An 11981-nucleotide genomic window follows, 5' to 3' on the forward strand; every position below is an offset into this window, starting at 1 on the left:
GGGGCGGGGGTGGGCGGTCAGTCCCAGGCGGCGCCGAGGCGGAAGAGGCGGTCGGCGTACTCGATCTGGGTCTGCCACTCGGCCGGCCAGGCGGCGAGGCCGAGCGCCGCCCCCGCGAAAGCCCCCGCCAGGCAGGCGATCGAGTCGGAGTCGCCCGACGAGGCCGCCCCACGGCCGAGGACCGCGACCGGCTCCTCCGGCGAGATCAGATAGACGTAGAGGGCCGTAGCCAGCGCCTCCTCGGCGATCCACCCCGCCCCAGTGACCAGGCACGGGTCACCGTCGTAGCGACCAGCCGCCAGCGCCTGCGCCACCCTGTCCAGCGCCGCCGCGCACTCGTCCCACCCGGTGGCGATGAAGTCCTCCGGTGAGGCGGCGCCGGAGCGCTGCCAGAGGCTACCCAGCCACTCCACCCGATAGATCTTGCGTTGCTCGTCGCAACGCCCGCGCAGGGCCGCGAGCAGGTCGGCCGGCGCGAGGCCGTCGCTGAGCCAGCGGCAGGCGTACGCCGTGAGCTCACTGGCCGCCAACCCGGTGGGGTGTCCGTGTGTCAACCCGGCCTGTAGTTGCGCCGCACCGGCTCGCTGGTCCTCGCTCAGCCGGGGCATCAGGCCGACCGGCGTGACCCGCATGTTCGCACCGCACCCCTTGGATTCCACCTGGGTGGCCCGGGTCCACGGTCTCCCGTCGGCGAGCGCCGCGCAGGCGCGCAGGCAGGTCATTCCCGGAGCACGGTCGTTCTCCGGCGACGCGGCCCATTCCAGGAACCGCCGCCGCAGCACCGGTTCGAACACCTCGGGGGTCAGCGTGCCCACCTCGCACAGGGCTTCACCGACCGCGAGGGCCATCTGGGTGTCGTCGGTGACCAGGGCTGGTTCACCTTCCAGGTGGCGTGGCCCGCCGGGGCCGTACCTGGCGACGATCTGGGCGTACTCCTGGAACTCGGTGGGCTTGCCCAGCGAATCCCCGTACGCCAATCCGAAGAGCGACCCCGACGCAGCACGCATGCCCATCACTTTAAGGGCGGGCCCCCGGGCGCGCGCTGGCACCGGCCGCGCAAAATGGACGGTATGCCGGATCCCCTGCAACCAGTGCTCGGCGGCGACGTCCCGTTCGACGCGACCGAGTTCGAGATCGAGTCCCGCGCCGAGCTGGAGATTCATCTCGCCAAGCGCACTCTCACCGGGCTCTCCGTCCTCGGCCTGCGGCTGGACCGGGAGCCGCCGGATCTCGCCGACGTGGATGTGCGCGGTTCCCTCTTCGTCGGCTGCGAGTTCGCCGGCCCCGACGTGGAGATCGATCTGATCCGCCGCGGGGCGCACGTGGTCCCGCCTTTCGACGATCTGCCCTATCCGACCCATCCGGCGCTGCTCTACACGCCGGAGGACCTGGCTGCCGGGTTCGCCGACGCGGGGTTCGCCGGGATGTACGACACCGTCGTCTACGACCATTTCGTGGCGCACGGCGGCGCGGTGCCGGACATCCGTGAGGCGCTCGCCCAGCGGCTGCACGACGCCGGCATCGACAACGCGCTCGGCAAGGCTCTCGCGGCGTGGGCGGCGGTGCACGGCCACGAGGGTGCGGTCGGGATCATGGGCGGGCACGCGGAGCCGCGCGGTTCGGCGGCGTACCGGATGGTCACCGACCTGACCCGCAAGCTGGCCGTCGCCGGGCGCCTGGTCGTGACCGGTGGCGGGCCCGGCGTCATGGAGGCGGCGAACCTCGGGGCCTACTTCGCCTCGCGTACGCCGGACGAGCTCACCACCGCCGTGGACCTGTTGTCGCGGGCACCGCACTTCGCCGACCACGAGCCCTACACAGCGGCCGCCCTGGCCGTCCGTGACGCGTACCCGATGCCCGGCACCGATGTGGCCGGCCGGCTCCGGCACGGCGGCCTGGCCCTGCCCACCTGGCTGTACGGCCACGAGCCCGCGAACCTGTTCGCCGGTCAGATCGGCAAGTACTTCTCGAACGCCGTCCGCGAGGACTCGATCCTGCGGCTGTCGCGCGGCGGCATCGTGTTCGCCCCGGGCTGGGCCGGCACGGTCCAGGAGATCTTCCAGGCCGCGACGAAGACGTTCTACCGCACCGACGGCCCGTCCGGTGCGTTCGTCTTCCTCGGTGCCGAGCACTGGTCGAAGCTGCCCGTGGTGGACCTGCTGGGGCCGCTGCTGGCCCGCTCACCGCACGGCGACCAGTCCGGCCTGATCGTGGTCACCGACTCGCTGGACGAGGCGATGGCGGCGCTGCTCGGTTGATCTGGCGGGCATGCCGCACACTGCCCTCATGGTGAGCTTCGTGGTTGTCGTCGCGTGCCTGTTCACGACGGCGTTCTTCCTGGTCGCGTCGGTAGCAGCGGTGATCGTTTTCAAGAAGGCCCGGCAGGGCCGCGACGTCGGGCCGTACGGTGGCCGCAAGCGGTCCGGCCGGAGTACCCGCCACGGCGGCGACAGCGGCTCGTCCTACCCGTGGGGCGGCGACAGCGACTCCTCGGACCGCTCCCGCAACGACGACAGCGGAAGTTCCTGGGGTGACAGCGGCGGCGGCTGGGGCGGCGACAGCGGCGGCTCGTCGGGCGGCGACAGCGGGGGCGGGGGCGGCGGCGGTGACTGACCGGGTGCGGTGGCGCGGGTCACTCACACTGCAGCCATGCTGACGATGACGCTCTTTCTGACGGGTCTTCTGGTCGCGGTCGCGGCAATGATCTACTCGGGGCGCAAGGCGGGCCGGGACAACCGCCGTGCACGTCATACGAACGCCGGCTTCCTCCCCGGAACCGGCGCCGCCCACTACGGCAGCTCGGACAGCGGAAGCTCCTGCGACAACGGCAGCAGCTCGAGCGGGTGGGGCGGCTGGGGTGGCGGGGACGGCGGAGGCGGAGGCGGCGGCGGGGGTGACGGCGGAGGCGGCGGCGGAAGCTGCTGAGATCGCCGTCAGGCGACGTGGACGCGGCGCCAGTGCACCACCGGCAGGTCGGCCTCCGGTGCGTCGGTGAGGCCGTTCTCGTCCATCGCGTTGTAGACCGCCAGGCGGGCTCCGTCGAAGAGGAACTCGACGGCGTGCAGGACCCGTGGCCGCCAGTCGGCCGAGGTGGTCCGTTCGATGACGTTGACCGCCCGCAGCGGGCGGCCGCGGGCCCGGCGCAGTGCGGCGTGCGGGTCGGCCCGCCAGTCGAAATGCTCGTACCAGTCGATCGGCACCGACCTGTCGATCTGGTCCCAGGTGATCGCACACTCGTCGAACTTACGGTGAGTGACCTCGACGCGACTCACTCCGAAGTCGAGGATTACCGGGCCGTCGGCGAACCAGCCCCGCTGACCCATGTCCCACATCAGCCAGCCCGAGCGAAGTCTCCGGCCGATGAGCCGCACGAACATGTGCCGATGCGCGGCGGCGAGGATCTCGGCGTCGTGATGCCACTCGGGTTTCCATCCCTCGATGCCGAGCAAGCTCACCGTCCCTAGATCAAGACGGTGACGATCGTACCCATGTCACTGCGTAACATCACAAGACAAGAACGGCCGGTCCCCGCGTACGGGGGCCGGCCGTCACCAATTGATTACTTCGAGAGAGTGGTTCCGGCCGACCGAAGGTGCTCACACGCCTCGACGACGCGCTTGGCCAGACCGGCCTCGGCGAGCTTGCCCCAGGCGCGCGGGTCGTACGCCTTCTTGTTGCCGACCTCGCCGTCCACCTTGAGCACACCGTCGTAGTTGCGGAAGAAGTGGTCCGCGACCGGGCGGGAGAACGCGTACTGGGTGTCGGTGTCGATGTTCATCTTCACCACGCCGAAGTCCAGGGCGCCGTGGATCTCGGAGAGCAGCGAGCCCGAGCCACCGTGGAAGACCAGGTCGAGCGGCTTCTCCTTGCCGTACTTCGCGCCGATCGCGTCCTGGATCTCCTTGAGGATCTCCGGGCGGAGCTTCACGTTGCCGGGCTTGTAGACGCCGTGCACGTTGCCGAAGGTGAGGGCGGTCAGGTAGCGGCCCTTCTCACCCAGGCCCAGGGCGGCGACGGTGGCCAGGCCGTCCTCGACGGTGGAGTAAAGCTTGTCGTCGATCGCGGCGGAGACGCCGTCCTCCTCGCCACCGACGACACCGACCTCGATCTCCAGGATGATCCGGGCGGCGGCGGTAGCGGCCAGGAGCTCCTCGGCGATCTGCAGGTTCTCGTCCACCGGCACGGCCGAGCCGTCCCACATGTGCGACTGGAACAGCGGCGCCTTGCCGGCGGCCACCCGCTCCTTGGAGATCTCGATCAGCGGGCGCACGAACGAGTCGAGCTTGTCCTTGGGGCAGTGGTCGGTGTGCAGCGCCACGTTGATCGGGTAGTTCTTCGCGACCTCGGTGGCGAACTCGGCGAGCGCCACGGCGCCGGCGACCTTGTTCTTGATGGTGGGGCCCGAGACGTACTCGGCACCACCGGTGGAGATCTGGATGATGCCGTCGCTACCTGCCTCGGCGAAGCCCTGGAGGGCCGCGTTGACGGTCTGCGAGGACGTCACGTTGATCGCCGGGTAGGCGAACGCGCCGGCCTTGGCGCGATCGATCATCTCGGCGTAGACCTCGGGGGAAGCGATAGGCATCGGTGCGCTCCTTGCTCTTTGTTACACGGCAGCAGAGGGCAGGACCGCGCTGTCCTCCAGCAGGCAGTATTCCGCAGTTGCGGTGCGTAGCGGAAATCACCCCGAAATTCGCACCGGGAAACCGGCATAACCGACCTCACCTCGGGCCATGTCCACACTCTTGGGACGGATCGCGGCAGGCGTCCCCGGCGTCTTCGTCGCTCTCGGTGGTGCCACGTGCCAATTACCCGGCATTACCCCGGTGGAGCGCGCACGATGGGGACAGCGACAAGCGAGGGGAGTCCGGGATGACGTACCCGATGGGCGAGATCGACCTGGAGACGCCCGAGGTCGACGCGGCCGAGCAGTCGATGATCGCGGCACCGAGCTGGCAGGACCACGATGCCGAGGAGGGCATCTCGGCCACCGCCGAGGCCATCTCAGCCACCGCCGAGGCCAGCGAGTGGGACAGGCAGGAGCAGGGTCGCACCGTCGAGTTCGACGACGACTACCGCTGAGGCGCCGCAATTCGATCGCCCGAAATCCGCGGCGCTGAGACGATCGACGGGTGCTGCTCACTCTGACGACCACTCATCGTCCCGCGACCGATCTTGGGTACCTGCTGGTCAAGCACCCGGATCGGGTGCACTCCTTCGACGTGCCCACCGGTACGGCGTACGTCCTCTACCCCGAGGCGGGCGACGACCGGTGCACCGCTGCGCTGCTGCTGGACGTCGATCCGCAGAAGCTCCGGGCGCAGAAGGACGCGTTCGAGTTGAGCCAGTACGTCAACGATCGCCCGTACGCCGCCTCCAGCCTGCTGGCCAGCGCGCTCGCCAAGGTCTTCCGCAGCGCCCTGCGCGGCGCCTCGAAGGACCGGCCGGAACTCGCCGCCACGGCCATCCCGCTGGAGATCCGCGTGCCCGTGCTGCGCGGTACGACGGACCTGGTCACCCACCTGTTCGCCCCGCTGGGCTGGACCGTGCGGGCGGAGTCGATCCCGTTCGAACCCGAGATCGGCGGCGACAGCCGGTACGTCGACCTGCACCTGACCGGTGAACTGCGCCTCGCCGACGCGCTCAACCACCTCTACGTGCTGCTTCCGGTGCTGGACGACGCAAAGCACTACTGGGTCGCGCCGGACGAGATCGAGAAGCTGCTGCGCTCCGGAGAGGGCTGGCTCGGCGGTCACCCGGAGAAGGTGCTGATCGCCCGCCGCTACCTGGCACACCGCAGGTCGCTGGCCACTTCCGCACTGGCTCTCCTGGAAGCGGATCAGGAGACCACCACCGAGGAGGACGCCGAGCTGCCCGTCGCCCGCAAGGCGCCGCTCGCCGAGCACCGGCGTGACGCGGTGGTCGCGGCCCTGGCCGAGGTGAACGCGAGCCGCGTGCTCGACCTGGGCTGCGGAGGCGGCGCCCTGCTCACGGCACTGCTCAGGAACAAGCAGTTCACCGAGATCGTCGGTGCGGACGTCTCCAGCCGCGCGCTGGACCAGGCCGCCCGCCGGCTCCGGCTGGACCGGCTGCCGGAGCGGCAGAGGGACCGGATCAGGCTGATCCAGACCGCACTGACCTATCGCGACGATCGCCTGCGCGGCTTCGACGCGGCGGTGCTGATGGAGGTCATCGAGCACGTCGACCTGCCTCGGCTGCCCGCATTGGAGGCTGCCGTGTTCGGGCACGCCCGGCCCGGCGCGGTCGTCGTGACCACGCCGAACGTCGAGTACAACGTGCACTACGAAGGGCTCACCGGGATGCGGCACTCGGACCACCGTTTCGAGTGGACCCGCGCGGAGTTCACCGCGTGGGCCGAGCGGGTCGCGGCCGGCCACGGCTACACGGTGACGATCCGCGGCGTCGGCGATGCGGATGAGACCACCGGCGCACCGACCCAGCTGGCGCTTTTCACGATCACGGACGCAACGACCACGGAGGTGACCGCATGATCCTCGACGTTCCCGAACTCTCCCTCGTCACGCTGGTCGGCATCTCCGGTTCCGGCAAGTCGACGTTCGCCAGGACCCACTTCAAGCCGACCCAGGTGCTCTCCTCCGACTTCTTCCGCGGCCTGGTCGCCGACGACGAGAACGACCAGTCGGCCTCCGGTGACGCCTTCGACGTTCTGCACTACGTGGCGGGCAAGCGCCTGGCGGCCGGCCGGCTCACCGTCGTGGACGCCACGAGCCTTCAGGCGCACGCCCGGGCCGGGCTGGTCAAGGTGGCCCGCGAGCACGACGTGCTGCCGGTGGCGATCGTGCTGGACGTGCCCGAGTCGCTCGCCTGGGGGCGCACGCAGGACCGCGAAGATCGGACCTTCGGCCGCCAGGTGCTCACCCGGATGAACCGTGACCTGCGCCGATCCCTCGGCCAGCTGGCGAAGGAGGGCTTCCGGAAGATTCACGTGCTGCGCGGCCCGGAGGAGATCGCGGCGGCCGAGATCCGGTACGAGAAGCTCTTCAACGACCTGCGTACCGAGCACGGGCCGTTCGACATCGTCGGTGACGTGCACGGCTGCCGCGCCGAGCTCGAGGTGCTGCTCGGCAAGCTCGGCTGGGACCTGGTCCGCGACGAGCAGGGCCGGCCGGTCGACGCCGTGCACCCTGAGGAGGGCCGCAAGGCGGTCTTCGTCGGTGACCTGGTCGACCGCGGACCGGACTCGCCGGGCGTTCTGCGCCTGGTGATGGGCATGGTCGCGGCCGGCCACGCCATCTGTGTCCCCGGCAACCACGAGCAGAAGCTGGCCCGCAAGCTGAACGGGCGCAACGTGCAGCTCACCCACGGGCTGCCGGAGACCCTCGAACAGCTCGCCGCCGAGCCGGACGAGTTCGTCGGTGAGGTTCGCACCTTCATCGAGGGCCTGGTCAGCCACTACGTGCTCGACGACGGCAAGCTCGTGGTCGCGCACGCCGGGCTCAAGGAGGCCTACCACGGGCGAGCCTCCGGGCGGGTGCGCAGCTTCGCGCTCTACGGCGAGACGACCGGCGAGACCGACGAGTACGGGCTGCCGGTCCGCTACCCGTGGGCCAAGGACTACCGAGGTTCGGCCGCGGTCGTCTACGGCCACGTGCCGACCCCGGCGCCGGAGTGGATCAACAACACCATCTGCCTGGACACCGGCTGCGTCTTCGGCGGCGCGCTCACCGCGCTGCGGTGGCCGTCGCGCGAGCTGGTCGCGGTGCCGGCGGCCAAGGAGTACTACGCGCCGGTGCGCCCGCTGATCGCTGTCGCGACCAAACCCGATGGTGGTCTGGACATCGCGGACGTGACGGGCCGTCGTCACCTCGATTACGGGTACGGCCGGACGACAGTGCCCGCCGAGAACGCGGCGGCCGCCCTCGAAGTCATGGGCCGGTTCGCCGTCGACCCGGAGACCCTGGTCTGGCTGCCGCCGACCATGGCGCCGTGCACCAGCTCGACCGTCGACGGCTACCTCGAGCATCCCGCTTCGGCCTTCGCCGACCTGCGGGCCGCCGGGGTGGGCCGGGTCGTGTGCGAGGAGAAGCACATGGGTTCCCGAGCCGTGGTGCGGATCTCCGTGTCCGGTGCCGGCGACGCGATCTGGACCCGGACCGGCCGGCCGTTCTTCGGGCCGGAGCTGGACGAGCCGCTGCTCGCCCGGGTCCGGGCCGCCGCCGCGCCGATCCTCACCGAGCTGGGCACCGACTGGCTGCTGCTCGACGCCGAGCTGCTCCCCTGGTCGGCCAAGGCCGGCTCGCTGATCCGGGACCACTACGCCGGTGTGGGTGCCGCCGGGCGCAACGCCCTGCCCGCCGCACTGGCCCTGCTCGATCAGGCCGGTGGGCGCGGACTGGACGTCGGTGCGCTCCGCGACCGGCTCGAGCTGCGGTCGGCGGAGATCGACGGCTACTCAGCGGCGTACCGGGCGTACGTGAAGCCGACCGACGGACTCACCGGCATCACGCTAGCTCCCTTCGCCGTGCTCGCGGGCGCCGGAGTCTCGTACGCGAAAAAGGACCATGACTGGCACCTGGCGCTCGCGGACCGTCTGGTCGCGGCAGACCCGGAGCTGTTCACGCCCACCCGGCGGATGATCGTGGATCTCAGCGACCCGGCGGCGGAGGCGGCCGCCACCGACTGGTGGCTGGCGCTGACGGCGGCCGGCGGCGAGGGCATGGTGGTCAAGCCGTGGATCGGGCTGGCCGCGGCGGACGACCGGGGCCGACTGATTCAGCCGGGCGTGAAGTGCCGCGGCAGGGAGTACCTACGGATCATTTACGGTCCCGAGTACACCCGGCCGGAACAGCTGGCGCGGCTGCGCGGGCGCAATCTGGGTCGCAAGCGGTCGCTGGCGCTGCGGGAGCACGGGCTGGGTCTGGCGGCACTGGACCGGCTGGCCGAAGGTGCACCGCCGTGGCGCGTACACGAGATGGTCTTCGCCATTCTGGCTGCCGAGTCGGAGCCGGTCGACCCCCGACTGTGACCCCGGCGGACGACCGAATGTGGCCGGGCTGTCACTTCTCGAGAAGCGCACGCTATCCACAGCATTCATACAGGTACCGGCTCGTGGCGGGCCGGTACCCTGGCTCCTCGTGGACATCCATGCGCTCTCCGAGCAGCTCGCCCTGAACCCGATGGACCCGAAGGATCTCCTGCAGACCTTCGGGCTCCCCGGTGTCCTGGCCATCCTCTTCGCGGAGACCGGCCTGCTCGCCGGCTTCTTCTTCCCCGGGGATTCCCTGCTGTTCCTGGCAGGTGTCGGAGCCTCTCCCGTCGCCGACTCGATCTTCGGCGACGGCGCCCGCATGTCGATCACCGGCCTGCTGATCGGTGCACCGATCTTCGCCATCGTCGGCGCCCAACTCGGGCACTGGCTGGGCGCGAAGTACGGCCGGCGGATGTTCGACAAACCCGACTCGAAGCTCTTCAAGAAGGAGTATGTCGAGAAGGCGGAGTACTACTTCGAGAAGTTCGGCCCCGCCAAGGCGGTCGTGCTGGCCCGCTTCATCCCGATCGTGCGGACGTTCCTCAACCCGGTCGCCGGCACGCTCGGCATGCCGGCCCGCCAGTTCTTCATCTGGAACGTGGTCGGCGCCATCCTGTGGACCGACGGCATCATCCTGATCGGTTACCTGCTGGCCCAGCAGATCTACGACGCCATCGGCGACCAGATCGACCACTACATCCTGCCGGTGGTCGCGCTGATCATCCTGATCTCGGTGCTGCCGATCCTGATCGAGATCCTGCGCGAGCGCCGGCTGAAGAAGCAGGGCCTGTCCACGGGCATCGAGCCGGTCGAGGCTGTCGGTGTGGTCGCCGCGGCCACCGTCGCCGGCCTCGCCGACGCCGCGCAGCACGAGTTCGAGCAGCACCAGCACGGGCAGGCTTCCTCCCAGCCGCAGAATCACGGCCAGGAGCAGCAGTACGGCCAGCAGCACGGTCAGCAGTACGGCCAGCAGGGGTACGGCCAGCAGCAGGGCTATGGACAGCAACCCGGTCAGGGGCAGTCTGATTACGGGCAGCGGCCTGATTACGGGCAACAGCCGGGGTATGGGCAACAGCCGGGGCACGGACAACAGCAGCAGGGCCAGGGTCAACAGCAGCAGGGGTACGGGCAGCAGCATCCTGGCTATGACGATCAGCAGTGGCCCCGCGGCTGACGCACACCGACAGCGAGACGGCCGGCCCTGGGATTCCAGGTCCGGCCGTTCTTGGTTCTGTTCTTGGTTCTGTTCTTGGTTCCGCACGACACGGCGGGATCACCTGTCGCGGCAGAGGTCAGTGCGCCAAAGATCAGCGCGACAGAGGTCAGACGGTGACGGCGCCCGCGCCGTAGAGCCGGTTCACGAACTCCTCAGGGCAGTCCCGCAGGTTTTCCAGCCGGCCCGCCGCCAACGCCCGGTAGGTGAGCGATGCGGCCTCTTCCAGGTTGCGTGCCCGCTTGTGGGCCAGCTCGACGGAGTCGCCCATCACGACGCAGCCGTGCTGGCTGAGCACCAGGCAGTCGGTGCCGTCGGCGGCCATGGCCGCGGTCAGCGCGGCCAACTCGGTGCTCCCCGGCAGCCGGAACGGCACGGTCGACACCCGGCGCAGGTAGAACGCGTGATCAGTGGTGACGATCCGGATGTGCTCGCCCAGAGCGTCCAGCAGCAGGGCCGTCTGCGGGTGCAGGTGCACCACCGCGTTGACGTCGGGACGAGCACGGTAGAGCGCTAGATGCAGTGCGAGTTCGCTGGTGGGATCGATCCGCGGTGCCGGGAGAGTCCCCACCGTCGCGGGTCCGCCGTCCGAGATGCGAACCGGGGCGAACGAGTTCCGGCTCAGCCGGTCGAGCCACGAGCCGCTCGCAGTGATCCAGATGGCGTCCTCATCGGGAATCCGGGCCGACAGGTTGCCGCCCGATCCACACACGAGGCCGGCCTGGACCACGTCGTAACCCACGTGCGCGAGCTGGTCACGCAGGTCACCGGGAACGTAGTTCACCGTTCCTCCTTGGTCGCCTGGTTCTTGGGTCGCCAGGTGTCTTGCCGGTGGCCAGCTCCTCAGCCTGGCGTCACGTTCCCCAATCTCAGTGACGCCAGGCGTTTGCCCAACTCTCAGCGCGCCTTCTTGGTGGCGCGCTTGCGGGGCGGAGTCAGCAGGTCGGCGATGGTGGCGATGGCACTCGGCACCAGCCGGTAGTACGCCCACACACCCCGCTTCTCCCGCTCGAGCAACCCAGCCTCCGTCAGAATCCGCAGGTGGTGACTCACAGTCGGCTGCGAGAGGCCCAGAGGGGCCGTCAGGTCGCAGACACAAGCCTCACCGTCCGTAGCGGACTGGATAAGGCTCAACAGCCGAAGCCGGGCCGGGTCGGCGAGCGCCTTCAGCACTCCCGCCAGGCGCTCGGCGTCAGCGCGTTCAATAGGCTCGCCGGCAAGCGGCGAGATCTGAGGCATAGTCATTTCCGCCAACGCAGTTCCCACGATCTCCATCCTTCCACCAACTGCATCGATTCTCCTGCATGTGAGCAGGAACGAACCGGCTAACTTTCAGGCCGTAAGGCCGAGATCGATCGCCGGGACGGCCGACGGGCGGTGGTGGCGGCAACCACACCGCACCCTCGTCCGATCAACCACTTACGGCGACACCGACTTCGGTCTCTGCCTCCTGCAACGCCTCAGCCGCCATCTGGTCGCTACCCATCCGTGTCGAGCTCTCGATCCCCGTCTTCGGAGTGAGGCGGGCCACATTGTCAATTCGTCGATTGTTTCGGTTCACCGATCTCGGACGATGACCCGACACAGAACGCATCGACTCCATCACGCCGCTCTGCGCGATCATTCGGAGCTTCACTCCGGGCCCAACAGCTCTTGACCCGATGAAAGCACGGCACCACCCTGCGCGACGGGCAATTCAGTGATGAATTTACGCAGGTCGTACCTTGCATCCATGACATCGAGCGTACTGGCTGGAAG

General features: G+C 69.4%; 12 protein-coding genes. 7 read left to right on the forward strand and 5 right to left on the reverse strand.

Annotated elements, in window-relative coordinates:
* Positions 1-17 precede the first annotated feature (17 nt).
* Entirely contained in the window at positions 18-1007 is a 990-nt protein-coding gene (locus tag ACFQV6_RS09385; protein ID WP_378026984.1) for an ADP-ribosylglycohydrolase family protein, read from the reverse strand.
* 63 nt (positions 1008-1070) lie between these two features.
* Between ACFQV6_RS09385 and ACFQV6_RS09390 the strand changes: the two genes are divergently transcribed.
* Genes ACFQV6_RS09390 through ACFQV6_RS09400 form a run of 3 tightly spaced genes read left to right on the forward strand, consistent with a single transcriptional unit; the run spans position 1071 to position 2925 of the window.
* Positions 1071-2258, forward strand: coding sequence for an LOG family protein (locus ACFQV6_RS09390; RefSeq protein ID WP_378026985.1), 1188 nt, complete (start codon positions 1071-1073; stop codon positions 2256-2258).
* Between the two features lie 28 nt (positions 2259-2286).
* A complete protein-coding gene (locus ACFQV6_RS09395) occupies positions 2287-2613 on the forward strand; it encodes a hypothetical protein (RefSeq protein WP_378026986.1) in 327 nt (108 codons plus the stop codon).
* 36 nt (positions 2614-2649) lie between these two features.
* Positions 2650-2925 carry a hypothetical protein gene (locus tag ACFQV6_RS09400; protein ID WP_378026987.1) on the forward strand — a complete coding sequence of 92 codons (276 nt, stop codon included), beginning with the start codon at positions 2650-2652 and terminating at the stop codon, positions 2923-2925.
* An 8-nt stretch (positions 2926-2933) separates the two neighbouring features.
* On the opposite strand, the gene ACFQV6_RS09405 is transcribed toward ACFQV6_RS09400, so the two are convergent.
* Positions 2934-3455 (reverse strand): hypothetical protein, encoded by a 522-nt coding sequence (locus ACFQV6_RS09405; RefSeq protein ID WP_378026988.1) that lies wholly within the window; start codon positions 3453-3455, stop codon positions 2934-2936.
* A gap of 104 nt (positions 3456-3559) precedes the next feature.
* Entirely contained in the window at positions 3560-4585 is a 1026-nt protein-coding gene (gene fbaA, locus ACFQV6_RS09410; RefSeq protein WP_378026989.1) for a class II fructose-bisphosphate aldolase, read from the reverse strand.
* Positions 4586-4872: 287 nt separating this feature from the next.
* Between fbaA and ACFQV6_RS09415 the strand changes: the two genes are divergently transcribed.
* The 4 genes from ACFQV6_RS09415 to ACFQV6_RS09430 all read left to right on the forward strand — a co-directional run bounded on the left by ACFQV6_RS09415 (position 4873) and on the right by ACFQV6_RS09430 (position 10184).
* On the forward strand, positions 4873-5082 hold the full coding sequence (locus tag ACFQV6_RS09415; protein ID WP_378026990.1) for a hypothetical protein: 210 nt from the start codon (positions 4873-4875) through the stop codon (positions 5080-5082).
* Between the two features lie 50 nt (positions 5083-5132).
* Complete coding sequence (locus ACFQV6_RS09420) at positions 5133-6512, forward strand: 3' terminal RNA ribose 2'-O-methyltransferase Hen1 (RefSeq protein ID WP_378026991.1); 1380 nt, start codon at positions 5133-5135, stop codon at positions 6510-6512.
* The gene (locus ACFQV6_RS09425; protein ID WP_378026992.1) at positions 6509-9007 is read left to right on the forward strand and encodes a polynucleotide kinase-phosphatase; all 2499 of its coding nucleotides are present in this window, start codon (positions 6509-6511) and stop codon (positions 9005-9007) included. Before ACFQV6_RS09420 ends, ACFQV6_RS09425 begins: the two co-directional genes overlap by 4 nt.
* 109 nt (positions 9008-9116) lie before the next feature.
* The gene (locus tag ACFQV6_RS09430) at positions 9117-10184 is read left to right on the forward strand and encodes a DedA family protein (RefSeq protein ID WP_378026993.1); all 1068 of its coding nucleotides are present in this window, start codon (positions 9117-9119) and stop codon (positions 10182-10184) included.
* 148 nt (positions 10185-10332) lie between these two features.
* Here ACFQV6_RS09430 and ACFQV6_RS09435 read toward each other — a convergent pair whose 3' ends face one another.
* Both ACFQV6_RS09435 and ACFQV6_RS09440 read right to left on the reverse strand, forming a co-directional pair.
* Complete coding sequence (locus ACFQV6_RS09435; protein WP_378026994.1) at positions 10333-11007, reverse strand: class II aldolase/adducin family protein; 675 nt, start codon at positions 11005-11007, stop codon at positions 10333-10335.
* A 113-nt stretch (positions 11008-11120) separates the two neighbouring features.
* Complete coding sequence (locus ACFQV6_RS09440; protein WP_092549981.1) at positions 11121-11498, reverse strand: helix-turn-helix transcriptional regulator; 378 nt, start codon at positions 11496-11498, stop codon at positions 11121-11123.
* Positions 11499-11981 lie beyond the last annotated feature (483 nt).

This window comes from Actinoplanes sp. GCM10030250, assembly GCF_042666575.1.
Classification (GTDB): domain Bacteria; phylum Actinomycetota; class Actinomycetes; order Mycobacteriales; family Micromonosporaceae; genus Actinoplanes.